This is a genomic window from Thermomonospora cellulosilytica, from assembly GCF_014138835.1.
GTDB classification, from domain to species: Bacteria; Actinomycetota; Actinomycetes; order Streptosporangiales; family Streptosporangiaceae; genus Thermomonospora; species Thermomonospora amylolytica.
In genome coordinates, this window is sequence record NZ_JACJII010000001.1 from 1,604,216 (window position 1) to 1,629,677 (window position 25,462).

General features: G+C 71.1%; 17 protein-coding genes. 11 read left to right on the forward strand and 6 right to left on the reverse strand.

Annotated features, from left to right (window positions below; all coding sequences use genetic code 11):
• Positions 1–67: 67 nt before the first annotated feature.
• Positions 68–1,660, forward strand: a complete 1,593-nt coding sequence (locus HNR21_RS07800; RefSeq protein ID WP_312880904.1) for an acyl-CoA synthetase — start codon at positions 68–70, stop codon at positions 1,658–1,660.
• Here the strand turns inward: HNR21_RS07800 and HNR21_RS07805 are convergent.
• On the reverse strand, positions 1,657–2,856 hold the full coding sequence (locus HNR21_RS07805; RefSeq protein WP_312880905.1) for an MFS transporter: 1,200 nt from the start codon (positions 2,854–2,856) through the stop codon (positions 1,657–1,659). The genes HNR21_RS07800 and HNR21_RS07805 overlap by 4 nt on opposite strands.
• A gap of 76 nt (positions 2,857–2,932) precedes the next feature.
• Here HNR21_RS07805 and HNR21_RS07810 point away from each other — a divergent pair, with 76 nt between their 5' ends.
• The 4 genes from HNR21_RS07810 to HNR21_RS07825 all read left to right on the forward strand — a co-directional run bounded on the left by HNR21_RS07810 (position 2,933) and on the right by HNR21_RS07825 (position 7,733).
• Positions 2,933–3,541, forward strand: coding sequence for a hypothetical protein (locus HNR21_RS07810; protein WP_182704642.1), 609 nt, complete (start codon positions 2,933–2,935; stop codon positions 3,539–3,541).
• Between the two features lie 211 nt (positions 3,542–3,752).
• Positions 3,753–4,235, forward strand: coding sequence for a hypothetical protein (locus HNR21_RS07815; RefSeq protein WP_220500070.1), 483 nt, complete (start codon positions 3,753–3,755; stop codon positions 4,233–4,235).
• Between the two features lie 138 nt (positions 4,236–4,373).
• On the forward strand, positions 4,374–6,752 hold the full coding sequence (locus tag HNR21_RS07820) for a LamG domain-containing protein (protein ID WP_182704643.1): 2,379 nt from the start codon (positions 4,374–4,376) through the stop codon (positions 6,750–6,752).
• A 273-nt stretch (positions 6,753–7,025) separates the two neighbouring features.
• Positions 7,026–7,733 (forward strand): ArsR/SmtB family transcription factor, encoded by a 708-nt coding sequence (locus HNR21_RS07825; RefSeq protein ID WP_182704644.1) that lies wholly within the window; start codon positions 7,026–7,028, stop codon positions 7,731–7,733.
• On the opposite strand, the gene HNR21_RS07830 is transcribed toward HNR21_RS07825, so the two are convergent.
• From HNR21_RS07830 to HNR21_RS07840, 3 genes are all read right to left on the reverse strand, one after another.
• Complete coding sequence (locus HNR21_RS07830; protein ID WP_182704645.1) at positions 7,716–8,504, reverse strand: isocitrate lyase/PEP mutase family protein; 789 nt, start codon at positions 8,502–8,504, stop codon at positions 7,716–7,718. The genes HNR21_RS07825 and HNR21_RS07830 overlap by 18 nt on opposite strands.
• Positions 8,501–8,695 carry a hypothetical protein gene (locus HNR21_RS07835; protein WP_182704646.1) on the reverse strand — a complete coding sequence of 65 codons (195 nt, stop codon included), beginning with the start codon at positions 8,693–8,695 and terminating at the stop codon, positions 8,501–8,503. Before HNR21_RS07835 ends, HNR21_RS07830 begins: the two co-directional genes overlap by 4 nt.
• 133 nt (positions 8,696–8,828) lie before the next feature.
• Positions 8,829–9,815, reverse strand: a complete 987-nt coding sequence (locus tag HNR21_RS07840; RefSeq protein WP_182704647.1) for a hypothetical protein — start codon at positions 9,813–9,815, stop codon at positions 8,829–8,831.
• Between the two features lie 115 nt (positions 9,816–9,930).
• Here HNR21_RS07840 and HNR21_RS07845 point away from each other — a divergent pair, with 115 nt between their 5' ends.
• From HNR21_RS07845 to HNR21_RS07855, 3 genes are all read left to right on the forward strand, one after another.
• The gene (locus HNR21_RS07845; protein WP_182704648.1) at positions 9,931–10,269 is read left to right on the forward strand and encodes a hypothetical protein; all 339 of its coding nucleotides are present in this window, start codon (positions 9,931–9,933) and stop codon (positions 10,267–10,269) included.
• 156 nt (positions 10,270–10,425) lie between these two features.
• Complete coding sequence (locus HNR21_RS07850; RefSeq protein WP_182704649.1) at positions 10,426–11,259, forward strand: alpha/beta fold hydrolase; 834 nt, start codon at positions 10,426–10,428, stop codon at positions 11,257–11,259.
• A 29-nt stretch (positions 11,260–11,288) separates the two neighbouring features.
• Positions 11,289–11,912 (forward strand): class I SAM-dependent methyltransferase, encoded by a 624-nt coding sequence (locus HNR21_RS07855; RefSeq protein WP_182704650.1) that lies wholly within the window; start codon positions 11,289–11,291, stop codon positions 11,910–11,912.
• A 22-nt stretch (positions 11,913–11,934) separates the two neighbouring features.
• On the opposite strand, the gene HNR21_RS07860 is transcribed toward HNR21_RS07855, so the two are convergent.
• Positions 11,935–13,776: a DUF3987 domain-containing protein gene (locus tag HNR21_RS07860; protein ID WP_182704651.1), complete on the reverse strand. Its 1,842-nt coding sequence runs from the start codon at positions 13,774–13,776 to the stop codon at positions 11,935–11,937.
• A gap of 2 nt (positions 13,777–13,778) precedes the next feature.
• Positions 13,779–16,211 carry a hypothetical protein gene (locus HNR21_RS07865; protein WP_182704652.1) on the reverse strand — a complete coding sequence of 811 codons (2,433 nt, stop codon included), beginning with the start codon at positions 16,209–16,211 and terminating at the stop codon, positions 13,779–13,781.
• A gap of 250 nt (positions 16,212–16,461) precedes the next feature.
• On the opposite strand from HNR21_RS07865, the gene HNR21_RS07870 reads away from it, so the two are divergent.
• Genes HNR21_RS07870 through HNR21_RS07880 form a run of 3 tightly spaced genes read left to right on the forward strand, consistent with a single transcriptional unit; the run spans position 16,462 to position 25,416 of the window.
• Positions 16,462–17,484, forward strand: coding sequence for a serine/threonine-protein kinase (locus tag HNR21_RS07870; RefSeq protein WP_182704653.1), 1,023 nt, complete (start codon positions 16,462–16,464; stop codon positions 17,482–17,484).
• Positions 17,485–17,521: 37 nt separating this feature from the next.
• Positions 17,522–20,281, forward strand: coding sequence for a DEAD/DEAH box helicase (locus HNR21_RS07875; RefSeq protein ID WP_312880906.1), 2,760 nt, complete (start codon positions 17,522–17,524; stop codon positions 20,279–20,281).
• Positions 20,278–25,416 carry an Eco57I restriction-modification methylase domain-containing protein gene (locus HNR21_RS07880; RefSeq protein ID WP_182704654.1) on the forward strand — a complete coding sequence of 1,713 codons (5,139 nt, stop codon included), beginning with the start codon at positions 20,278–20,280 and terminating at the stop codon, positions 25,414–25,416. The genes HNR21_RS07875 and HNR21_RS07880 overlap by 4 nt, the downstream gene beginning before the upstream one ends.
• The last annotated feature ends 46 nt before the right edge of the window (positions 25,417–25,462 follow it).

The following is a 25,462-nucleotide window of genomic DNA, read 5'->3' on the forward strand; positions in this document are numbered from 1 at the left end:
GTATTGCGGCCGGGTCGTGCGCGGGTATTTGATCGTTCCAAGAACCGTGCCCGGAAGGACGCCGATCGTGTACTCGCCCGAGACCTCGTCCATGGTCGCCCGCGCCCGGCGGCACTCGCTGGGCGACCTGCTGCACCGCACCGCCCGCCGCGACCCCGGAAAGCTCGCGGTGGTCTTCGGGGATCTGCGGGTCACGTACGCCGAGTTCGACCGGGCGGTGAACCGGGCCGCGCACGCGCTGGCCGACCGCGGGCTGGCCAAGGGCGACCGGCTGGCGCTGCTGTCGCACAACTGCTGGCAGTTCGCGGTGCTGGCGTTCGCGACCGCCCGGCTCGGCGTGGTGCTCGTCCCGGTCAACTTCATGCTGAACGCCGACGAGATCGCCTACATCCTGCGGCACTCGGGGGCGAGCGGCATCGTCGCCGAGGACGCGCTGGCCCCGACCGCCGACAAGGCCCTGGCGGCGGCGGGGATTTCCGGGGGCGTGCGCGGCTGGATCGGGCTGTCGGGCGCCGCGCCCGCTCCGGGCTGGGAGGACGTGGACCCCTGGTGGCGGGAGGGGCCGGCGGAGGCCCCGGACGTGCACGTCGGCGACGACGACCCGCTGCGGCTGATGTACACCTCGGGCACCGAGTCCCGGCCCAAGGGCGTGATGCTGTCCAGCCGTTCGCTGATCTCGCAGTACGTGTCCTGCGTCGTCGACGGCGGGATGAGCGGCGACGACATCGAGGTGCACGCGCTGCCGATGTACCACTGCGCCCAGCTTGACTGCTTCTTCTCCGTGGACGTCTACCTGGGCGCCACCAGCGTCATCCTGCCCGCCCCCGACCCGGCGGCGCTGCTGGCCACCATCGAACGGGAGCGGGTCACCAAGCTGTTCTGCCCGCCGACCGTGTGGATCTCGCTGCTGCGGCACCCCGCGTTCGACGGCACCGACCTGTCCAGCCTGCGCAAGGGCTACTACGGCGCGTCCCCGATGCCGGTCGAGGTGCTGCGCGAACTCCAGCGGCGGCTGCCCGACGTCCGGCTGTGGAACTTCTACGGCCAGACCGAGATGTCCCCGCTGGCCACGATCCTGCGTCCCGACGAGCAGCTCGCCAAGGCGGGCAGCGCCGGACGCGCGGCGATCAACGTGGAGACGATGCTGGTCGATGATGACGGCAACCCGGTGCCGGCCGGTCAGATCGGCGAGATCGTGCACCGCAGCCCGCACGCCGCCCTCGGCTACTACAACGACGAGGACAAGACGGCGGAGGCGTTCCGGGACGGCTGGTTCCACTCCGGCGACCTGGGCGTGATGGACGCCGACGGCTACCTCACCGTGGTGGACCGCAAGAAGGACATGATCAAGACCGGCGGTGAGAACGTCGCCAGCCGAGAGGTCGAGGAGGCCATCTACGAGCTGGAGGGGGTCGCCGAGGTCGCCGTGTTCGGCATCAGCCACCCGCACTGGATCGAGGCGGTGACCGCCGTGGTCGTCCCCAAGCCCGGTGTCACGTTGACCGAGGACGACGTCCACGCCCACACCCGCGAGCGCCTGGCGGGCTTCAAGCGGCCCAAGTACGTCGTCATCGCCGACTCGCTGCCCAAGAACCCCAGCGGCAAGATCCTCAAGCGCGAGCTCCGCACCCGCCACGCCGACCTGGCCGAGGAGTCCTAGCGTCCCGCCCGGCGGGCGTGCGGCAGGTGGCGGAGCAGGGCGAGCCCCGCGAGCACCGCCACCAGCCCGCACACCCCCGCCCAGCCGACCCGGGCGTACGCCCGGGTGCCGAGCCACGAGCCCACGCTGCCGCCGAGGAACGCGCAGGTCATGTAGGCGGTGTTGAGGCGGCTGCGGCTGTCGGGGCGCAGCGTGAAGATCCGCGCCTGGTTGGCGATCATCCCCGACTGCATCGCCACGTCCAGCAGCAGGACGCCCGCCGTCAGCGCCGCCAGGCCCGCCGCCCCGCCGAGCCCGCCCGCCGCCAGCACGGCCGCCGAGGTGAGGGTCCCCGCGATGGCGGCCAGGTTGACCGGATCGGAGCCCCGGCGGTCCACCTGCCGCCCCGCCCACGGCATGCACACCATGGTGACCGCGCTGACCAGGGCGATCACCCCGACGGCGGGCGCTGAGAGGTCGTAGCCGGGGCCGGTCAGCAGCAACGCCAGCCCGGTCCACACGGCCTGGAACCCGCCGAACACGGTCGCCTGGTAGAAGCACGACCGGCGCAGCTCCGGCTCGGCGCGCAGCAGCCGCAGCGGCTCGGCCAGCAGCGCCGGGTAGCGTTCCCGCGTCGCCGGAACGGTCACCGGCAGCACGACCGCCAGCACCGCCGCGAGCAGGAACGCCAGCGCCGCCGCCACCGCGTACGGGGCCCGCCAGCCCAGCCACTCGCCAAGCACCCCGCCGAACGCGCGGGACAGCAGGATCCCGCCGATCGACCCGCTCAGCAGCACGCCCATCACCGCGCCGCGCCGTTCCTCGGTCACCAGCCCGGCCGCCATCGGGGCGATGACCTGCGCCACCACCGTGGTGATCCCGACCGCGGCGCTCGCCGCGATCAGCATCGGCAGCCCGGGAGCGGCGGCGGCCGCCGCCAGCCCCAGCCCGGTCAGCCCGAGCAGCGCCACGATCAGCGTGCGGTGTGGGATCCGGTCCCCCAGCGGCACCAGCAGGAAGTTCCCCGCCGCGTACCCGAACTGCGCCGCGGTCACCGCCGCCGCGGCCGAGTCCTCCGCCACCTTCAGATCGGCGGCGATGAGCGGGCTGATGGCCTGGACGAAGTAGATGTTGCTCACGGCCACCCCGCAGGTGATCGCGAGGACGGCGACGATCCGGCGGTTCGGGCCGGCGTCGGCGCTGGGGGAGACGGTCACCGCGTCAGGGTGGCGACCCGGCCTCCCGACCGCAAATCCATTTGTCCGGAACGTTCCGCGGGGGTTGGGTGGGGGCGTGGATCGGCCTGCGGTGGGAGCGCCGTTGCGGCGGTGCGTCGAGTGCGACGGATACGAGTACGGCGGAGCGCCCTCGTGCGGGCGGTGCCGCGAGCTGGTGGACCGGATCGTCGAGGGCGAGTGGCGGCGGTTCCTCTCCGGCTGGGACGACTCCGGCTGGGGCGACTCCGGCCGGGGCGACGAGGAGGTCCTGGTGGCGGAGATGGTGGTGGACGAGCCCGACCGGCACGACTGGCGGGTCGTGGACGCCGCCATGGACCGGCTGACCTGCCCGGACTGCGGCGACCGCCTCGGCCGCGGCCCGGCCGGCTGTGCGGCGTGCGACCGGGCGCACGGCTTCCGCTACGCGGCGATCGAGACCGACCGGCCCGGCGTCCCGCCCGGCAACGAGCACGCCGTCCGGGTGAACGTCTCCGTCGTCCGCCGCCCCCACGTCACCTCGCCGGCCGAGCTCCTGGCCCGCCGCCTGCTGCTCCCGTTCCTGCTCGTGGGGCACATGCCGACCACCGAACAGGCCCAGCGGATGAGCGCGCTGATCAAGCAGGACCCCGACCCCGAACGGATCGCCGCGCTCCTCGACCGGGCGATCGACGGGGACGTTCCCTGAGACGGCCGGGCCGGGTCAGCGCGAGGACGCCAGGGCGGCGCTGAGGACGCCGACTTCGAGAAGACGGAGGAGATCCGCGCCCGCGTCGACGCCGTCGTGCAGGACCCGCAGACCGCGCAGAACCTTCAAGGCCTGGTACCGGCAGAGCTGCAAACGCCCCTGCTTCCACGACGAATACCTGCAGTCCTTCAACTTCCCCGGCACTCACCTGGTGGACACCGACGGCAAGGGCGTGGAGCGCATCACCGAGAAGGGCGTCGTCGCGGCCGGTCGCGAATACGAATACGAACTGGACTGCATCATCTACGCCTCGGGCTTCGAGGTGGGCACCGAGTACACCCGCCGCGCCGGCTACGACATCACCGGCCGCGACGGCGTCAGGCTCTCCGAATACTGGTCCCAGGGCATGCGCACCCTGCACGGGATCCACGTCCACGGTTTCCCGAACATGTTCATCGTCCAGGCCGCCCAGAGCGCCAATCTCATCTCCAACATCCCGCACAACCTCACCTCCGGCACCCGCCTCTTCCAGCGCCCCACCGACTGCACCCCCGGCTACTACAACAACGAGGGCCAGGACCCCGCCCCCTGGGCCCGCCTCAACGTCGGCCACCCCGCCGGCCCGGTCGCCTTCTTCAAGCACATGGCGAAGTGGCGCACCTCCGGCGACTTCCCCGGCCTGCAATTCCACTGACCGCTTCCGGCCGGGCGGGATTTTCGCTTGACGATCTTCACCGGGCGGGTGATGATCACCCCGGTTTCGGTGGACGTGACCTCAGGGACCGCATGCCGATGCGTTCTCCGGGGTTGCGCGTGGCTGCGGAGGGTGGGCGTGCGGCTGCTTCGATTCGGGGCGCCTTTCACGGCGTCCGTGCTGGTGGTCGGGCTGGCGGGAGTGGATTCCGCGGCGGCGGACACCCGTCCGGTGCCGGTGGTGTATTCCGCGGACTATCCGGCGGACGACACGTGGCATGACGGCGTCGGCGACGTGGGAACGTTCCGGATCTCCGACAGCGCCGGGGTCGCCGTGCGGTACGAGCTCTGGCTGAACGGCAGGCGGGTCACCAGCGTTCCCACGACCAACGGGGAGCCCCGTGACGTCCGGCTGACGCCGATGCGGTCGGGCCCCAACATGCTCACGGTCCAGGCGTTCACCGCCGAAGGATGGAACGGGACGCCGGTCACGTATCAGTTCCGGGTCAGGGCCGGCGCCGACCCCGCGGCACGATTCGCCCTGAACGAGAACGCGGGCAGCGCCTCGGTGGCGGGTGCCGGCCGGGGCGCTCCGGCTCAGGTCCGGGGAGAGGCCACGCTCGGACAGGCCGGCCGGATCGGCTCCGCCCTGACCCTGGCGGGCGGCCACGCGGAAAGCCCCCTGCCGGTGGTGCGCACCGACCAGAGCTTCACCGTCTCGGCCTGGGTGAGGCCCACCCGCGCCGGAACGTACGACGTGCTGGCCCAGGACGGGGTCCACCAGAGCGCGTTCCGGCTGGGCACCGACGCCGAAGGCAGGCCCGCGTTCGGCCTGCTGGCCGCCGACACCGAGACCGGCGGCACCTGGCGCGGCGCGATCGGCGGCACCCCGCTCGCCCTGAACGAGTGGTCACTGCTGACCGGCGTCCACGACCGTACGGCGCGTCGTCTGCGCCTTTATGTGAACGGGACCCCGGCGGCGACTACGGACCAGGTCACCATCTGGCAGGCGACCGGTGCCTTCCAGATCGGGCGCGGCAAGACCAACGGCACGTACGGCAACGCCTGGCCGGGAGGTATCGACGACGTGCGCGTCTACCCGCGGGCGCTGTTGGACGCGGACGTTCGGGATCTCGCGGCAGGTGACCCGCCGGCAGGGCCGTCCGCTCACTGGACCCTGGACGAGCAGCCGGGTGCGGGCCGCGTGCACAGCCCGGTCGTGCCCGTCACCGCCGCGCTCTCCGGCGGAGCGACGCTCGGCGTCCCCGGACGGGACGGAACGGCGCTGAGCCTGGACGGCCGTTCCGGGCAGGCGACCGCGAACGGCCCGGTCATCGACACTTCGAGGAGCTTCGCCGTCACCGCCTGGGTGAAGCCGGCCACCGACACCACTCGCCCGGAAGCCGTCCTCAGCGTGGACGGCGACCGCAACTCGGGCTTCTACCTGGGGCGGCGTCCCAGCGACACCGGCTCCCGGTGGACGTTCGGGATGACCGGCTCCGACAGCGACGCCGCCGCCCAGGTGGAGGTGAGCGTCTCGGATCCGGCGCCGGTCCGGCCGCAGGTCGGCGAGTGGGCCCACCTGGCGGCCGTTCACGACGCCACGACGGGCAGGCTCTCCCTGTACGTGAACGGCGAACTGACCGGTGAGGTCGCCCACCAGAACGCCTGGCGAGCCCTCGGCCCCCTGGTCATCGGCCGAGCCAAGTGGTCCGGCGCACGCGGCGGCCACTTCACCGGCGACGTGGACGACGTCCGGGTCTACGACCGCGTCCTGGCCCTCGAGGAGATCGCAGAGCTCAACGCCGAGGACCCCATGGTCAGGGCCCGCTGGAAGCTCAACACCGACGGCACGGGCGAGCCGTCCGGTGCTCCTGCCCTGAACCTTCACGGCGGAGCCGCCATCGACCCGAACGCCGGCTTCGCGACCGTCTCCCCGGCGGGCCTGCTGCTGAACGGCGCCACCGCCTACGCCGCCATGGACGCCCCACCGGTGAACACCGGCCGCAGCTTCACCATCACCGGATGGGCGCGTACCACCAGCCGGCCGCAGTCCCCGGCCACGGTGTTCTCCCTGCCGGGCGCCAACGCCGACGTTCTCACCGTCCAGTACGTCCCCGACCCGAACGATCCGGAGTGGTCCGGCTTCTGGCAGGTGCAGATGCGCACCGCCGACCGTCCCGACGCCCCGGTGAAGACGATTCGCCACTCCAACTTCTTCGACTGGCAGTGGCACCACTTGGCGGTGGTCTTCGACGCCCGAAGGGACCGGCTGAGCCTGTACGTCGACGGGGCGCTGGAGGACACGTCCCTCAACCGTTCATGGACGGACGGCATTCAGGCCTTCACCGCCACCGGTGGCCTCCAGGTCGGCCGTGACTCGTTCGGAGGCCCCTCGGGCAGCGCCTTCTGGCCCGACGCCATCGACGACATCTGGGTCTACGAGGGCGCGCTGACCGAACAGCAGATCGGCGCCCTCGCCGTTCCGAACGAACTGGAGACCGAGAACGGCCCCTGACCCGCCGACCCGCAGCGGCCCTGCACCCACCCGTAGGCGTGCAGGGCCGCTGCGTGCGGTGACCGGCTGGAACGACGAATGGGCTGACCGGACGGCGAGGAGGAGCCGGTGGCGTGGGTGAGCGATGGGGCGGTGCGGGCGGGATGAGGTACTGCCTCCACGCGCTGTCGGAGCGTTCGGGTGCGGTGGAGGCGGCGGCGGGATCGGGACCGGGCGTTGGTGTGGGGCATTGTTCGGGGTGGGCCGAAGCGTGCCGGGGCTACGGTGTGGGGCATGGGCGTTGACGTGGACATCTCGGTGCCGGCACGGCTCATCGCCGAGCCCGCGCGGGCGCGGATGCTCGCCGGGCTGGTGGGGGGCGCCGCGCTGCCCGCCGGGGAGCTGGCGCGGCTGGCGGGGGTGTCGGCGTCGACGGCCAGTGAGCATCTGAAGACGCTGGTTGCGCACGGGTTCGTCACCGTGGAACGGAGCGGGCGGCATCGGTACTACCGGCTGGCGGGCGCCGATGTCGCGTACGCGCTGGAGGCGCTGCGGGTCGTCGCGCCGGAGATCCCGGTGACCTCGCTGCGGGGGCATCGGGCGGCGGCCGAGCTGCGGGCCGGGCGGAGCTGCTACGACCACATGGCCGGGGCGCTCGGGCTGCGGGTGACGCGGCTGCTGGTGCGCGCCGAGGTGGTTCAGGGAACGCTGCGGGCCGGGGCCACGGCCGGGCTGCGGTTGGACGGGCGGGCCGGGCGGGCGGTCGTGGAGCGGTTCGGGCTGCGGGACGTCGAGGGGTCGCCGCGCCGCCCGCTGGTGCGGGGCTGCCTGGACTGGACCGAACGCAGGCCGCATCTGGCCGGGCGGCTGGGGGCGCATCTGCTGACGGTGTTCCGGGAACGCGGGTGGGTCGCCGACGGACGGCGCAGCCGGGCGCTGCGGCTCACCGACGAGGGGGAGGAGACCCTCGCCTCACTCGAAGACTCACTCGAGGAAGGGTGAGGCGAGGTCCTGCACGTCGCCGTAGGAGGTCGCGGGCGGGGCGGGGGCGCCGTCGCGGACGGCCGAGGCGACCTCCACGGCGCGGTCCAGCGCGGCGCGGAACAGCAGCGACCCGCAGCTGACGCGGCGGACGCCCAGCCGGGCCAGTTCCGGCACGGTGTGGTCGGGGGAGGCCAGCACGTTCACGGGAACGGGCACCGCCGAGGTGATCTCGCGGATCTGCGCCGAGGTGAGGCGGCCGGGCACGAACACCCCGTCGGCCCCCGCCGCGACGTAGCGCAGCGCACGCTCGACGGTCTCGGGGACGGTCGCGTTCCGTCCCGTCCAGAACGTGTCGACGCGGGCGTTCACGAACACCTCCGGGCATCGTGACTTGATCGCGGTGATCTTGGCCGCGTGCGCCCGGGGGGAGATCAGCCGTCCCCGCGTGCAGTCCTCGATGTTGACGCCGTCGACCTCCAGGGAGGCGGTGTACGCGGCGACGGCGTCGGGGTCGTCGCTGAAGCCGTCCTCGATGTCGACCGTGACCGGGCAGGGCAGCCGCCGCAGCAGACGGGCCAGCGACCGGGTCGGGCCGGCGGCCGAACGGGCCGCGTCCGGCAGCCCCCCGCCCGCGGCCACCCCCAGGCTCGTGGTCCCGATCGCCGGGAACCCCGCCGCCAGCAGGGCCGCCGCGGACGCCGCGTCCCACGCGTTCGGCAGCACCAGCGGATCCCCGGCCCGGTGCAGCGCCGCGAAACCCGTCGCCCGCCCCGGTGCGGTGGAGGTCATCGCCGCACCGCCGCCGCGGCGAGCCGGTGGGCGAGGTCCCGCCCCGGGCAGGCGCGCCGCCGCGCGTGCACCGCCCCCTCGCTGAACCGCGCGACGCTCCCCCGCAACCACGCCACACCGGAACGTCCCGGCGGGCACTGCGGCACGCCGAACGCCGGATCCTCCAGAACGACCCAGGACATCTTCGCCATGCCCCGATCCTGACCCGCTCTCGTTTCGGCCCCGCCCGAACCGTCCCGGCGGACCCGGAACCGCGATCCCCGGCCGCCGGGCCTCAGCAAAGGGGTGATCGGGCCTCATGCCGCGGCGGACGCGGTCGCCGGGTCACACGCCCAGGGCGGTGCGGGTTTTGGCGTAGTAGCGGGCCGGGGCGAGGGCGGTGACGCCCCAGGGGAGGCGGTCGGGCATTCGGTTGTCGGTCCGGCTCAGGTGGTGGCGGGCGCGTTCCTCGTCGCCGGCGAAGTGGAAGGCGGCGCCGAACAGGTGGTGGGCCTCCGGGGTCCGGGGGTGGGGGACGGGGGACTGGAGCCACAGGTCGGCGGCGCGGGTGATGAGGCGGGCCACCGAGGGGTCGCCGAAGTGGGCGCGGAGGGCGGCCTCGCGTTCGACCACGTTGTCGGTCCTGCGGGCGGCGATCTCGAAGTGGGCCGTGGTGGCGACGGCCGCCACCGGGTCGCCGGGCTTGGCGCGGTCGACCAGTTCCTCGGCGAACGCGGCGGCCTCCTCGTCGGAGCCGTACCACTTGGCGGAGATGGCCTGAACGCGGGTGAAGTGGCCGGAGTAGAGGGCGGGCCAGCGCCACAGGAGCTCGTTCCACAGGCGGTCGAGCTCGTCCCGGCCCGCCTGGACGCCCATGGCGTACCACTGGAGCTCGTTCCAGGGCACCGGGTCGGCGGGGAGGAGTTCGGCGGCCCGCCGCAAGGGGGCCTCGGCGTGCTGGAGTTCGGCCCAGAAGCGTTCGAAGCGTTGCCGCTTCACGTCCTGGGCGTAGGCGCCGCCGCGGATCTCCCAGGCGTACTGGATCCGGGTCGCTCCCAGCAGCAGCATCGCGTCGGGGTCCTGCCCGGAGGAGAGGGCGGCGAGCTCGCCGAGCCGGCCCGTGAGCGCTTTTGCGAGCCTGTTCACGCGCAGGGCGCGCAGCTCGGGGAGCCCCTTGGACTCGGCCAGCAGCGCCAGGCCCCGCCGGAGCCGTTCCCGGGCGGGGGCGCGCAGCACGGCGGCGAGGGCGGGATCGTCCCAGGCGGTGCCCCGGGACATGCCCGCAGACCTGTCGTAGGCGTCGATGAGCGCACGTACGGCACGAACGATCACAACCGGGGACGGATACAACATCACCCCAGACGGGGGCAAATCACCTCCGGGTCCCGGCCCCATCCGGGACCCGGATCCCTGGCCGCCGGGCCCCCGCCCCCACGACGATCGCCCCATGGGCTACTCGTTCAGCTGCGCGGGCGCCGGGAGGGCGTTCGACATCCCAGGCCACGAAATGATCGACGTCCGCGAGGTCCTGCGCCTCGCCGTGCACCAGGCGGGCCCGGACTGCCCGGTCCAGATGCACAAGTTCGAGTCCAACGACGGCTGGCACGTCACCCCCGAGGAGTGCCGCGCGATCGCCCGCCTGCTCGGCGGCCCGCACGGCGAGCTGATGGTCTCGGACTACCTGTCGTTCGTGGACGAGGTCTCCGACGGCCTCGTCGGCAACGTCCGGGACCTGGCCGAGTTCAGCGCACTGGCCGCCGACAACGGCGGCTTCGACGTCACCTGACGGGCGTCCGCGCGGAACGTCGGCGTGCACCGGCCCCCAGACGCCGGGCGGTGAACGCCTCCCAGCCGGGCGCGGTCGTCCGGGGACGGGTCGTCCGAGGGTTCGTCCCGGCAGGTCAGGGCAGGGGGCGGGGACCGAAGCGAAAGGACTCAGACCATGCCCTACGTCACCGCGCCCGACGGCACCGAGATCTTCTACAAGGACTGGGGAGCCGGACGTCCCGTCGTCCTCAGCCACGGATGGCCGCTCAACTCCGACAGCTGGGAGGCGCAGATGCTCTTCCTGGCCGGCAACGGCTACCGGTGCGTCGCGCACGACCGGCGCGGCCACGGGCGTTCCGCCCAGGTCTGGGACGGCAACGACATGGACCACTACGCCGACGACCTGGCCGCCGTCATCGACGCCCTCGGCCTGTCGGAGGCCGCCCTGATCGGGTTCTCCACGGGCGGCGGCGAGGTCGCCCGCTACATCGCCCGCCACGGCACCGGCCGCGTCGCGCAGGCCGGCCTGGTCAGCGCCGTCCCGCCGTTCATGCTCAAGACCGACGACAACCCCGGCGGCGTCCCGATCGAGGTGTTCGACGGGTTAAGGAACGACTCCATCGCCGACCGGGCCCAGCTCTACCGCGACCTGGCCGACGGCCCGTTCTTCGGCAACAACCGGCCGGGCGCCGAGGTGTCCCAGGGCACGCGCGACTTCTTCTGGCTCCAGGGCATGCAGTCCGGGCACAAGAACGCCTACGACTCGATCGCCGCGTTCTCGGCCACCGACTTCCGGCAGGACCTGCCCCGTTTCGACGTCCCCACCCTGATCGTCCACGGCGACGACGACCAGATCGTCCCGTACGAGGTCGGCGGCAGGGCCTCGGCCGAACTGGTTCCGGACGCCGAGCTGAAGACCTATTCCGGCGCCCCGCACGGCCTCGCCGACACCCACAAGCGGCAGTTGTGCGAGGACCTGCTCGCCTTCCTCAACTCCCACGGCACCTGACCCGTCTCCGGCCGATGCACTCTGCAGACATGGACACACAGGAACGTTCGTGGGCTTTCGACCAGCCGGTGTCGTCGCCGTTCGCGCGGCCGGAGGGGCTGCTCGGCCGGCTCGCCGGCGTGATCATGCGGCGCACCAACCGGCGGGACCAGCAGGAGGTTCTCGGGCTGCTCGACATCAGGCCGGGCCAGGACGTCCTGGAGGTCGGCTACGGCCCCGGCGCCCTGGTCAGGCTGCTGGCCGAACGCACCCGGGCGGCCCGCATCCTGGGCGTGGACCCCTCCGGGGAGATGCGCGCCGCCGCCGCGAAACTCAACCGCGCCGCCGTCGCCGCCGGCCGGGTCGACCTGAGGACCGGCACCGCGGCGGACACCGGCCTGCCCGACCAGAGCGCCGACGTCGTCGTCTCGGTCAACAACGTCGCCATCTGGCCCGACCTGAACGCCGGCCTCCGCGAACTGCACCGCGTCCTCCGCCCCGGCGGCACCCTCCTCATCGCCTGGCACGGCGGCGCCGGAGCAACCCGCCTGGCCCGCAGCCTCCGCCTCCCCGAGGACAAGCTCACCCACCTGAACGACGCCCTGGCCACCACCTTCACCCAGGCGACCCGCCACCGCCTCAGCACCCTCGACGCCTTCACCGCCACCCGCTGACACCCCGGCCCGCTTCCGAACGTCAGTGGCGATGCAGGCGGGCGGCCGCGGCGTCGGTGAGGCGATAGAGGCGCGACGGCCGCCCGCCTCGTAGGCGGGAGACGGTCGTTTGGAGGTCGTCGCCCAGGGCGGCCAGGGAGTTCTCCAGGTCGGCCGTTGAGCCGATGTTCTTGATCTTGGCGAGTAGATCGGAACGGGACAGGGCAGAAGGGTGGGCGGCGATGAGCGCTTCCAGGATCTTGTGGGTGATGTGCGGGTCGGCGGCGGAGGGACGGGCCTTGCGGGGCGGCGAGAACGTGCCGGCGGCCATGATGTGCTCCACGGAGGCGATCACGTACCGGATGAACGACTCGGCACTCCGCAGATCGAGGGCCGAGATCGTGGAACGCCCGTCCGCCAGGGCGTACAGGGCCGCCAGCCGCCGGGTGTAGGGCAGGGCGCGGCCGGCGAACGCCTCGATCAGCTCCGAGCCGGTGGACAGCGCGGTCAGCCGGTCGTACAGCTCGTCCCGCCAGTACTCGCGGGCCTCGTCGTCCAGCCCGATCCGTCCGCATCTCCGCGCTCGGGCCACCGCCGCCCGCAGCTCTTCCGCCAGTCCGTCCGCGAGTCGTTCGGGCATCTCGTCGGCCAGCGGCAGCGACTGGCATCGCTGGACGAAGACCGGCAGAAAGCGGTTGAACGTCCCGCCCGCCACGTCCGCCGCCGACAGGTTGGCGCGGAACTCGTCGGGCGTGATGTGCCCGACGATCGCCAGGTGGGAGTCCTTGACGGTGGCGCAGTCGGACTTCCGTTTCACGATGACCGACAGGGTGTTGCCCTGCCAGGCGGTGCGGAGGTTCTGCCCGAGGGCGTCGTCGATGCGGGAACGCCGCATCACCTTGGCCCACTCCTCCTCGATCATCAACGCAGGGAAGCCGGGCAGCAGTTCTGGTTCGGAGTCGGCGTCCGGCTCGTCGTCGTACCAGCCGGCCTCGCGGGCCATGGCCTCCAGTTTGCCGACCAGCCCTGCGCCCGAGGACGGCGATCCGTACAGCAGGTGCCGTTCGGTGAAGTCCACCGAGATCCGCTCCACGATGTCCATCGCCGCGCTGGTGGCGGTGCCCTTGCGCCCCAGGGACGTCCGCCCGATCAGCATCGTCCAGATCAGCAGCGGGTGCCGCGACGAGCCGATGCTGACATGTGGCCGGTGTCCCACGGCGGCGGAGAACGCGGAGAGCAGGGTCGCCAGGACGCCCACCGGGTCGCCCTCGGTGTAAGGGTGGATCTCCCGCACGACCCGCCCCAGCAGTCCGCTGAACATCGCCTCCCTGGGCAACGGTCCCGGCCGTTCGATCTTGTACCAACCGGTCGCCGCGTCCTCCGGCGCGGCCCGTGCCTCGCCGTCCCCGGCCGGTGCCATGTTCTGCGCCTCGGCTGGTCGTGCGGAGTGCCCGGTCTTGTCCGGGACGCCCTGCTGATCGGCCGAACGCGGGAGGCGATGCGGGACCTGGTCTCGGGCGCTCTGGAAGCCGCTGGGCTGAGGGAGCCGCGGGGTCGTGGGACGCGTCGTGCCGGCTGTGGCCACGGGAGCGGCCGGCACGGTGGCGGCGGGGGGCGGCGGGGCAAGGGTGCGGCGGTAGACGGGATCCAGGTAGGTCTCGTGGGTGGGGGAGGCGTCCAGGAACATCACCTTGGCCCAGCCTGGCGCGGGACGGTCGGAGCGGACGGTGGACAGGACGCTCGCCGGGGCGGCGGCGACGACGGCCTCCACCCAGCGGCGGAACGCCTCCTCGCCGCCGTCCGGGCGGAGTACCGGGTCGGCGCCCCAGCGGCCGAGTTCGGCGCCGTCGAGGAACGAGATACTTTCTTTCTGCCGGGATTCCATGATCAGTCAAGAAGGAAATCGTGTTCGGCCGCGGCCTCCGCGAAGGCCGCGTGGATCGCACGGGTGAACGCGTTGTCGTAGGGGTCCCCGGCCCCCGGATACGGCACCGCCGGCGTGTAGACGTCCTCGTCGAGGATGCGGGCCCGGCGGAACGTGGAGCCCTTGCCGTGCTGTTCGTAGGCCTGCTGCCAGTCCGGCCGCGGTTCCTCGGTGATCAGTCGGTCGATCGTCGTGATCAGGCGGGTGGTCACCGCCCGGGAGACGGTGCCGAAGACGACCTGCTGTTCTTTGGCGTCGGGTTCGGCACCGGTCCACCGCGCCGGGTCCTGGATCATCCGGTAGAGCGCGTTCTCCAGACAGGTACGCAGGCTGGCGGCGGGGCGCAGGTCCTGGTATTCGTCCATGCCCTCCGCCAGCCGCCGGGTGAGCGCCTTGATGGAGGCCCAGTGCCGCTTGGGCACTCCGGGTTCATAGGACAGGCCGAGGACGCCCCGCCACTGGCGGTGGAATGACCTGGCCGCCTCGACGGCGGCCTCGGTCACCCGTTCCCTTTTGTAGACCGGCCGTGCCGGACCGACCTCCACTTCGACCGCGTCCGCCATGAGTGCCCGGACCAGCTTGTCGAACTGCTGGACGGCCTGCCGGGATGGCCCGTCTCCGGCAGGGTCGAGCCGTTTGTCGATCCCGCCGACGAAGTAGCGCGCGGTGTCCAGCCGGTTCCGCAGCACCCGTTCGGCGATGCCGAGGTCCTGGCGGATGGCGTTCAGCACGTTCTCCGCCGAGTTCAGCACATGCCGCGCGCGGTCCTTGGCGGTGCGCAGGTTGTCGCCGTGCACCAGGTCGAAGTGGGTGAACAGGAAGAACAGCTTGTCGCCGTTGCCGGTGGTGGCGGCGGTGCGCATCACTGCGACGGGGGCGGCCTGCATCGGCTGCTGCGCGTTGTCGACCAGCACGATCGCGTCGACCTCGTCGAGCCGTTTGCGCAGCCGGGTGGAGACCTCGGTGGCCGAGTCGTGGATGTGACCCATGCCTTCGCCGTCGATGAGCACCAGTCGCGGGGTGCTCTCGGCCCACCGCGGGCGGAACGGGCCGGCCACCCGGATGCCGTTGACCAGCGGGGTCAGCAGGGTTCCGAAGCGCTCGGTGTGGTTGCTGGAGAATTGGTTGACCGTGTGCAGGAACTCGGCCCGGTCGGGGCACGACCAGCTCCAGCTCACCGGCCAGCCGTCGGCGTCGCGGTGCAGCCGCCCGGTGGGCAGCCGTTCGAACCGCGCCTCGATCTCGGCCAGCATGGCGGCGACGATGCGACCGGAGACGGGGGAACGCCGGATCCGGTTCTCCAGCTCGTCCTCGACGATCTCCTCGCGGGACCGGTCGTCGCCGTCCGTGGTGATCTCGCCCTGCAGGCTGATCATTTCGAAGTTGACCAGGTGGCGGATGGCCTTGACCGCCTCGTGCAGCATGTCGGCCGTCCGCGGATCGCTGGTGCCGTTCGCCGGGGTCTCCTCGGCGGGTTCATCGTCGAGGAGGTCCAGATCGTCGTCGAGGTCGTCGACCCGCTCTGGGGCGGACAGCGCCGGGCGGCCGAGCAGGTAGCTGAACCGGTACCGCTGGCTGACGTGGTCCAGCAGCTTGTCGTACACCACGTCGTCCGGCCGCGCCTCGTAGACGGCCTTGGCCGCCTCCCACACGTTGTCGCGGAGATGCACAGCGATCTCCTCGCGGTCGGCGAACGTGACGGCGGCGCGGAACTCCTGCTCGCCTGTCAGTACCACCTCGGTGTCGGCGACGGTGGTCTTGGCCGTGGAGGTCGACGGGAACCGTTCGCTGCGGGGGTCGGTGCCCAGGAGCTGCCGGACGACCGTGGTCTTGCCCGCTCCGGTGGTCCCCAACAGCAGGACCCGCCGGTAACCGGCCGCCGCGTCCGGGAGCGGCAGCAGTTCGTCCCGAAGTGTCCGTGAGTCCTTGGGCTCTTCTTCGTCCGGACGGGCCGCCGTGGCGGTTCCCCGGGCGCGGGTCCAGCCGTCCTGCACCCGTTCGGACAGCTCGTACGACATCTGCCAGAGCCCGAGCATGCGGGGCGCCGGGATCGGCTCGGGCAGCGGAGTGACGTCGGCCAGCCGCCAGTGCAGGAGCCGCCGGTCGACCCAGGGACCGCAGTCGCAGGCGGTGTAACGGTCGCAGACCTCGGTCAGGCGGGCGACGGCGACGATCGCGTTGCGTTCCGGGCAGGCGTCGACGATCTCCTCGGCGGTCCAGCCGGTCAGGTTCACGGCCTGGGCCAGCAGATCGGGGCTGATGTCCACCCCGGCGCAGAGCGCGATCCAGCCGCGGTGGTCGGTGTCGGCGGTGCGGCTGTAGACGTCCTGATGCCCATTGGCGATGGCCCATGCGGCGGGCTGCGGAATGGTCAGAGCCCAGGTGAGTGCGGACAATTCACATCCTTCCCGGGGGGTGGGAGGAGGCAGGGGGACGGCTCGTGGGTGGACCGGAGAATAGCTTGTGTTAACGCTGTTGACCATAGCTGTCCAGTGTGCGAGATTGACGGGCGCCGAGAGTGTGTTCGCTGGGCGGCCGGAAGTGGTCGGTTCCGTGATGATCGGGGTGATGGGGCCGGGGTTGGGCCTATCCTGGCTGCTCGGTTCGGGCAGTGCGGTGAGCTCCGTCGGGACAGGGCAGGTGGCCATGGAACCCCTCAAGCCGTCGGATCCGCGTTCGGTGGGCGGCATCGCGCTGCACGGCAGGCTCGGCGAGGGCGGCATGGGCGTGGTCTACTTCGGGGTGACCCCCGAGGGGCAGCCGGTCGCCGTGAAGGTCATCAGCGGACAGGGCAACGCCGCGGACGGCGAACTACGGGAGCGGTTCGACCGGGAGATCGCCGCCATGCACATGGTGCAGGGCCCGCGGGTGGCCGCGCTGGTGGCCGCCGCCGACCCGGGCGAGCCGGAGCCGTGGCTGGCGATGGAATACGTGCGCGGGTTGACGCTGCGGGAGTACGTCAACGGGCATGGGCCACTCCCGGCGCATCTGGGGGCCGCGCTGGGCGACCTGCTGGCCGAGGCGCTGCGGGCGATCCACGCCGCCGGGCTGCTGCACCGCGACCTCAAGCCGGCCAACGTGCTGCTCGGTGCCGACGGTCCCAAGGTGATCGACTTCGGCCTGGCCGCGCTGGTGGAGGCCGGCCACGAGCTGACCCGGACCGGCCAGTTCATCGGCACTCCCATGACGGCCGCGCCGGAGCAGATCAGCGACCCCAGGGACCTGACGCCCGCCGCCGACGTCTACGCCCTCGGCGCGACGCTGATCTTCGCACTGGCTCACCACTTCCCGTACGAGCGCCCGCAACTGCCCGCCCTGATCTTCGCCATCACCGACCCGAACACGGCCCCCGACCTGCGCGGGGTACCGGCCACGCTGGAGCCGGTGATCCGCGCGATGGTGGAGCACGACCCCCGGGCCCGCCCGACCCTGCCGGAGGCGGCCGAGGAATTCCGCAGGGTCCTGCGCACCGATGGGCTGACTCCGCACGATGCCCGCGTCCACTTGGCCACCCAGACCTATGTCGAGTTGCCCACCGACCCGCCCGTGGACGTCGAGCTCCCCAGACCGGCCCGGGTGCGCCGCCGCGACGCCCGGCCGCCCGGCCGGACGGTGCAGGATCTGGCCCTGCGGCTGTGCACCGCCTACCAGCGCGCCGCCCGGCTCTAGCCGGTACGTCCCCGATCGACAGCGAGGAGCCCGCCCAGTGACGACCACGCCGTTCGCGCCCGGTGCGCGGATCGAGGTCCGTGACGCCGAGTGGATGGTGCGCACCTGCACGCCCACCGAACGCGACGGGTACATGATCAAGGCGGTGGGCGTCTCGGACTTCGTCCGGGACGAGGACGCGGTGTTCTTCACCGGGATCGACACGGTGAAGCAGCTCCGTCCCGAGGACACCGAGCTGGTCGCCGACACCACCCCGGCGTTCGCCAAGAGCCGGCTGTTCCTGGAGTCGGTTCTGCGCCGCACCCCGCTGCCGCGGACCGAACACGGCCTGGCCCTGGCCGACCGGTTCCTGCTCGACCCGCTCACCTACCAGCAGCGCCCGGCGGAGCTGGCGCTGCGCGGCCTGCGTCCTCGGATCCTGCTGGCCGATGTGGTGGGGCTGGGCAAGACGCTGGAGATCGGGCTGATCCTGGCCGAGCTGATCCGCCGGGGCCGGGGCGAGCGGATCTGCGTCGTCACCCCCCAGCAGGTGCTCGAGCAGTTCCAGCACGAGCTGTGGACCCGGTTCGCGATCCCGCTGGTGCGTCTGGACTCGGTGGGCATCGAACGGATCCAGCGCGACATTCCTGCCGGCCGCAACCCGTTCCTGTACTACAAGCGGATCATCATCTCCGTCGACACCCTCAAGAACCAGGGCAAGTACGGCCAGCACCTGGAGAACATGCACTGGGACGCGGTGGTCATCGACGAGTCCCACAACCTCATCAACGAGGGCAGCCTCCGCAACCGGCTCGCCCGGACCCTCGCCCCGCGCACCGACGCGCTGCTGCTGGCCTCGGCCACCCCCCACAACGGCAACGCCGAGTCGTTCGCCCAGCTCATCAGCCTGCTCGACCCGGCCGCCATCGCGAACCCGAAGGACTACTCCGCCGAGCAGATCAGGCATCTGTACATCCGCCGCACCAAGAACAGCCGGGAGGTCCGCGACCAGATCGGCGGGCGCTGGCCGGACCGCGGCCCGTCCGTCCCGATCCGCTGCGCCGCGAACGCCAAGGAGGAGCGGATCTTCCAGGAGCTCACCGAGGTCTGGCTGGCCGATCCCGACAACTCCCCGGCGGGCGGCAGGGACCGTCACCTGTTCCCCTACACCCTGCTCAAGGCGTTCCTGTCCTCCCACAAGGCGCTCGCCTCCACCGCCGGCAGGCGGCTGGACAACGCCACCGACCCGCGGGAGATCGACGCCCTGGTGACCCTGCGCAAGCTCGCCGAGGACATCGGCGACGACGAGTCCACCAAGCGCCGCACCCTCATCGACCAGCTCAGGCAGATCGGCGTCGGCAGGGGCCGCGCGACCCGGGCCGTGGTGTTCTCCGAGAGCATCCCCACCCTGGAGTGGCTGGCCGAGACCGTTCCCGGCGAGCTGGGCCTGACCGCCGACCAGGTGCGGCTGATGCACGGCGGCTGCTCCGACCAACGGCAGCAGGAGATCGTGGAGGAGTTCTCCCTGTCCGACAGCAAGGTCCGGCTGCTGTTCACCGGGGACGTCGCCTCCGAGGGCGTCAACCTGCACCGCCAGTGCCACCACCTGATCCACTACGACCTGCCGTGGAGCCTGATCCGGATCGAGCAGCGCAACGGCCGGATCGACCGGTACGGGCAGGAGCATCCGCCCCAGTTCCGCGCGCTGATCCTCACCTCGGCGGTCGAGGGCGCCAAGGACGACACCACGGTCGCCGAGAAACTGCTCAAGCGGGAGGAGGAGGCGCACCGCAACCTGGGCACCGCCGAGCCCGTGACCGGCGAGTTCAACGCCAAGAAGGAGGAGGACCGGCTGATCCAGGCCCTGCTGGACGGCAAGACCGTCGAGCAGTCCCTGGACGAGACCCCGCCGGCCAACCCCCTCGCCGCCCTGTTCGAGACGGTGGCGAACGAGCAGGTGATCGAGGATCCGCCGCGCGCCAGGGTGCCCACGCTGTTCCGCGACACCGAGGCGTTCGTCCGGGAGGCGCTGCGCACCGTCGCACCGGACCTGCGGATCGACGACGACGGGGCGATGCTGGCGTTCGAGCCGCCGCCCGACCTGGTGCACCGGCTGTCCGCGCTGCCCGCCTCCTACCTGCGCCGGCACCGGATCACCGAACGGATGAAGGTCACCTTCGACCGTGATCTGGCCCGGCGGAAGCTGGACGAGGCCCGTCGGACCAAGACCATGTGGCCCGACATCGCCTACCTGTCGGACCTGCATCCGATGGTGGAGTGGCTGGTCGACAAGGTACAGATCCAGTTGGTCCGGCAGCAGGCTCCGGTGATCACCGTCGCCCGGCCGATGGACCCGACGTTCCTGATCCAGGGCATCTACTCCAACGCCCTCGGCCAGCCGACCGTGGTGGAGTGGATGGCCGTCACCGGCCTGCCCGGCAACCCGCAGATCCGCGACATGACCGAGGTGCTGGCGGAGACGAGGGTCGGTCCGGACATGATCAACACCCTCCGCCGGCCCGACGTCGACGGACTGCGGGAGCTGATCGTCCCGGCGGTGAACGCCGCCCGCGCCCATCTGGACCGGCGGCGCGACGAGTACGCCGAACGGGTCACCGCCCCGCTTCGCGAGCACCGTGACCGGGTGCGGCGATGGGAGCAGCAGACGCTCGACGGCCTCGGGGACGACCGGCACGCTCAGCGCAGACGCAGGGAGGTCGGCGACACGGTCGCCGAGCAGGAACGCCTGCTGCAGAGTCTGGAGACCACCGGGGAGCCGCTACTGCGGATCCTGGCCGTGCTCGAGGGGGACGCGTGAGCTACGACTCTCTGGTCAACCGCGGTGACTACTTCTCGGCGCACTACCTGGCCGAGGTGCTGCCCCGGGAACTCAAGCGCAGCAAGGACGGTCTGTTCGCCCGCTGGACCGAACAGGAGAAGGAGGGCAGGGCCACCCCCCGAAGCGGCCTGCGCGCCCTCCGCAGGCCGTACTTCAAGGACCGCGCCTACTTCGCCGACCGGTTGGAGGCCGTCCGCGCGGGCGAGCAGCCCAAGGACGCCGAGCAGTGGCGCAAGGCCCTGCACGAACTGCACGGTGACGTGCTGCGCGCTCTGGGGTACGCCGCCGAGCCCCGCACCCTGACGGTCGAACGCGCCGGCCGTCCGTACGAGGTCCCCGTCGCGTACGCCGAGCCGCACGATCGCCCCATGGTCGTCGCCGTCGAGTGCGGCTGGGCACCCGACGTGGACGCCGCCCTCGACCCCGAACAGGCGGGCCGGCTGCTGGAGTCGGTCGAGCTGGATGGCCGGGACCGCATCGAGACCGGCGACAGGCTCGCCACCTGGCTGCTGGGCGGCGACGACCCGCCCCGCTACGTGCTGATCCTGGCCGGCGGCGTGATCATTCTCGCCGACCGGGCGGCCTGGGGCGAGGGCCGGTATCTGGCGGTCAGCCTGGACGTGGCACTGGGCCGGAGCAACGCCGTGCCCGGCGAGCTGGACACCATCGCGGCCCTGTTCGGGGCGGACTCGCTGCTGCCGCCGGAGGAGGGCGGCACCGAACGGCTGGCCGAGCTGCTGTCCGGCTCCCGCCAGCACGCGGTGGGGGTGTCCAAGGACCTGCGCGACGGCTTGCGCGAGTCCGTCGAGATCATCGCCAACGAGGTCCTGGACCGCATCCGCGAGCAGGGCTTCCGCCCGAGCCAGGTGGACGAACCCGCCGCCCTGGCCCGCGAGCTGGGCCGCCAGTCGCTGCGCTACCTGTACCGGATCCTGTTCCTGCTGTACGCCGAGGCCCGCCCGGAGCTGAAGATCCTGCCCGCCGACGACGAGGCGTACGTCAAGGGCTACAGCATGGCCCGCATCGGGGATCTGATCGTCCGCGACCTGGTGTCGGAGGAGTCCCGCCGCGGCTTCCACCTGTACGAGTCGCTGGACCTGCTGTTCCGCATGGTCAACGAGGGCCACAACCCGCGCGAGGGCGTGGCGGCGGGCGAGTCGGAGGGCGAGGGCCTGCGCTTCGAACCCCTCAAGGCGGACCTGTTCGACCCGTCCCGCACGTCGCTGATCGGCGAGATCGTGCTGGACTCCGACGACCCGGCCTCGCCCCGCATCGACACCCGTCTGCGCAACGAGGCCCTGTACCGGGTGCTGCGCCTGCTCATGCTCGCCAAGGGCAAGCGCAAGGAACGCGGCGGCTTCATCTCCTACGCGCAGCTCGGCATCAACCAGCTCGGCGCCGTGTACGAGGGGCTGATGTCGTACACGGGCTTCATCGCCGACGAGAAGCTGTACGAGGTCGCCAAGAACGGCGACCCGAAGGACGGCTCCTGGATGATCCCGGAGTCGAAGGTGGACGACTACGACGACTCGGTGTTCGTCCGCCGTGAGGACGAGAACGGGATGAAGACCGACGAGCGGGTCGTCTACCAGCCCGGCGCGTTCGTCTACCGCCTCGCCGGCCGCGACCGCCAGACGAGTGCGTCGTACTACACCCCCGAGTCCCTGACCCAGGTCACGGTGCAGTTGGCGCTGCGGGAACGCCTGGACCAGAACGGCACGACCACTCCGGCGAACGAGATCCTGCGCTGGACGATCTGCGAGCCCGCCCTGGGATCGGGCGCGTTCCTCAACGAGGCCATCAACCAGGTCGCCGCCGAGTATCTCAAGCGTCGTCAGCGTGAGCTGGGTGTGCGGCTGGAGCCGGAGCGGTACGCCGACGAACTGCAGAAGGTCAAGGCGTACATCGCGCTGCACAACTCCTACGGCGTCGACCTGAACGAGACCGCCGTGGAGCTGGCGGAGGTGTCGCTGTGGCTGAACGTCATGTACCCCGGCCTCCAGGCCCCGTGGTTCGGCCTGCACCTGCGCCGGGGCAACTCGTTGATCGGAGCGGGCCGCCGCCTGTACGCCCCGGACAGGCTCAGGAAGAAGGTGTGGCTGGACTCGGCTCCCGACGACCACCCGTTCCGCGACGGCGACATCCCCGAGGGGCACGTCCACCACTTCCTGCTGCCCGCCGCGGGCTGGGGCGCGGTCGCCGGTGAGAAGGAGGCCAGGAACCTCGCCCCCGACCAGGCCAAGGCCCTCGCCGACTGGCGCAAGAAGATCCTCGTGGCTCCGCGCGACAAGAAGGCCAAGGACGAGAAGGCCAGTCAGGTCCAGCGCCTGCAGGGTCTGGCCCGTCGTGCCGAGTACCTGTGGGACCTGGTGGTCAAGCGGCTGGAGTTGTCGGAACGGGAGATCAGCCGCCGTATCGACGTGTGGGGCGCGGAGGACCTGCCGCAGCCCCGCGAGGCCAAGGAACGCGACGAGATCAAGGCCGACCTGACGTCGCCGGGCACCCCCTACTGGCGGTTGAAGACGCTGATGGACGCCTGGTGCGCCCTGTGGTTCTGGCCGCTGGACAAGGTCGATCTGCTGACCGGCGACGACGAGATCCACCAGCGGCTCCGCGACAAGTTCTCGGGCAGCCTGTACGACCTTCCGCAGGTCGAGGAGGAGGAGCCGGAGGCCCCCGAACCGGACCCGGCCGGCCTCCCGCAGTCGTGGGAGACGTTGTCGCTCCTCGGTGACGAGCCGGTCCAGGAGCAGATCCCCGCACCGAGGTCCCGTCCCCGGCGACGGCCGAAGCCCCGGCGGGTGGAACGCCGTCCGGTGATCCCGCTCATGGAGTTCGGCGACTGGCTCGACTTCGCCGAGGCGCTGCTGGGCGTCGCCGACATCCCCGAGGACTCGCTGTTCCCCGAGTTCGACTCGCTGGAGGACCTGAGCAGGCACGAGAACGAGTTGGCCGCCTGGATGGGCATGGACAACGAGTTCCGTCTGGAGGAGCGCTTCCCCTGGCTGGCCACGGTCAAGGACATCGCCGAAAGGCAGGGCTTCTTCCACTGGGAACTGGACTTCGCGCATGTCTTCCAGCGCGGCGGCTTCGACCTCCAGGTCGGCAACCCACCGTGGGTCCGGCCCCGCTGGGAGGAGGCCCCGATCCTCGCGGAACTGGATCCCTGGTTCGTGCTCGCAGAAAAGCCATCCGTCTCCGTATGGAACGATCGCAGGGCTCGGTTGCTTGGACATGCGCCGAGCCGTCGGTTCGTGCTGGAACAGCTCACCGTCCACAGTGCGGTCTCGAAGCTTCTTGTCTCTCCAGTCGTCTATCCTCTGCTGGAAGGAACCCAGCCGGACCTTTACCGTGCTTTCATGGTTCGCGTGTGGGCTGCGCTCGGGACGCATGGAACTGCGGGCCTGCTCCATCCGGACACCCACTTCGTCGGGGACAAAGAACGTCGTCTGCGGGCCGCCGCCTACAGGCGCCTGCGCGTCCATGGAGACTTCGTCAACTCGGGAAATCGCTTCTTCCCGCCGCCGGTCAATCGGAGCTCACATTTTGGGCTGCATGTCTACAGTGTTCCGCAAAAGGTGCGATTCGCGCATCTCAGTTGGCTTTTCGATCCATCAGTGATTATGAGGTCCCTGTCGCATGACGGGTCAGGAGATCCGCCCGGCGTGAAGTACAAGGGACACTGGGATGAACGCCCTCATGCGGCGCGAGTCATTATGGTCGACGAAGAGGTGCTCGGTGAGTGGCGTAGGCTGACCGGCGAGGATGTGGCACCGGATGAGGCCAAGCTTCTCTATCCGATCAGCAACACAGAGCAAGAGGCGATCGAAGTCCTCGGCTCGATCCGTCATCGCCTCAGTGACTTCGATCCACGGATAAGCCGTGGCTACGATGAGGCGAATGCCAAGAAGGAAGGTTTGATCCGCTGGCGTCTCAGTGACCCTGAGAGTTGGTCGGAGGTCATCCTCAAAGGCCCTCAGATCGGAGTGGCGACACCGTTTTTCAAGCAGCCTCCGGACACGGGAACGAAGGGACGCCCTCAAGATCTCATGCAGTTGGCCGAGGACGCCCTCCCCAGGTCTGAGTACGCGAGGGATACCGACTGGAGGGCATATCGTGAGGAGCAGGACCTCTGGGTTGACTATCGGAGGCTTGATGCTCTGCTGTCATCGTCGGCGGTCGAGCGTGCACGCGATGATCTCGCGGTTGAGCTTGGAATCCCGGTGCACGAGGTACCTGATGATCAAGTTCATGTACTGCTAGCTCGTGAGGCGAGTCGCCCGTACACTGAGTTCTATCGGGTGTTCTGGCGTCGGATGATTCCCGATGACACCGACCGGAGTCTGTTTCCTGCGATCTATCCTCCGGGACCCGCACATGTTCACTCTGTGCACTCGCTGGCGCTTCCCGACAACCGTGGTACCGCGCTGGTGGCGGGCTTTTGGGCGGCTCTGCCGGTGGATTACCTGCTCCGGATCACTGGGACGACTGACCTTCAGACCACGAACACCAAGTCCATGCCCGCGCCTGAGTCCGGGCATCCGCTGGAAGTCCCGCTTCTGCTGCGCACGTTGCGGCTCAACTGCCTGACCAGTGCGTACGCGGATCTGTGGGAGGAGCTTTACGGTCACGACTGGCGGCGGGAGCAGTGGGCGGTGTCCTGGCCCGGCATGCCCGCGCTGGGGGCGGTCGGCCCGGCCTGGGACGGCGCCACGCCGCTGCGGACGGAGCGTGAACGCCGGGCCGCGCTGGTGGAGATCGATGCGCTCGTGGCCGTGTGGCTCGGGCTCTCGGCCGATCAGCTCGTCACGATCTACCGATCTCGCTACCCGCAGTTGTTCGGATACGAGTCCGCGATGTGGTTCGACGCCACGGGAGCCAAGATCGCGGAGAACTGGAACTCCTACGGCTCACGCCAGACGAAGGAGGACTACAAGCGCCTGCAAGACCACCTGGAGGACCCGGGGAGCGTGCCGCCGCCAGAAGGGTATGTGCCGCCGTTCTACAAGGCGGATCGGGAGGCCGAGTATCGGCAGGCGCATGCCGTGTTCTCGGAGCGGTTGCGGCGGGCCGAGGCGGAGGGCTGGTCGGCGGAGGGCGGTCGGGCCGGGTGAGGTGCGGCCCGGCTGTGGAGGCGGGCGGCCGGGGTGCCGGTGGGCG

Excerpts from the sequence above, each read along its gene's own strand:
- HNR21_RS07835 (WP_182704646.1), bottom strand. The coding sequence starts at position 8,695 with ATGGCGAAGATGTCCTGGGTCGTTCTGGAGGATCCGGCGTTCGGCGTG.
- HNR21_RS07855 (WP_182704650.1), top strand. The coding sequence starts at position 11,289 with ATGGACACACAGGAACGTTCGTGGGCTTTCGACCAGCCGGTGTCGTCG.
- HNR21_RS07845 (WP_182704648.1), top strand. The coding sequence starts at position 9,931 with ATGGGCTACTCGTTCAGCTGCGCGGGCGCCGGGAGGGCGTTCGACATC.
- HNR21_RS07870 (WP_182704653.1), top strand. The coding sequence starts at position 16,462 with ATGGAACCCCTCAAGCCGTCGGATCCGCGTTCGGTGGGCGGCATCGCG.
- HNR21_RS07825 (WP_182704644.1), top strand. The coding sequence starts at position 7,026 with ATGGGCGTTGACGTGGACATCTCGGTGCCGGCACGGCTCATCGCCGAG.
- HNR21_RS07830 (WP_182704645.1), bottom strand. The coding sequence starts at position 8,504 with ATGACCTCCACCGCACCGGGGCGGGCGACGGGTTTCGCGGCGCTGCAC.
- HNR21_RS07850 (WP_182704649.1), top strand. The coding sequence starts at position 10,426 with ATGCCCTACGTCACCGCGCCCGACGGCACCGAGATCTTCTACAAGGAC.
- HNR21_RS07860 (WP_182704651.1), bottom strand. The coding sequence starts at position 13,776 with ATGGAATCCCGGCAGAAAGAAAGTATCTCGTTCCTCGACGGCGCCGAA.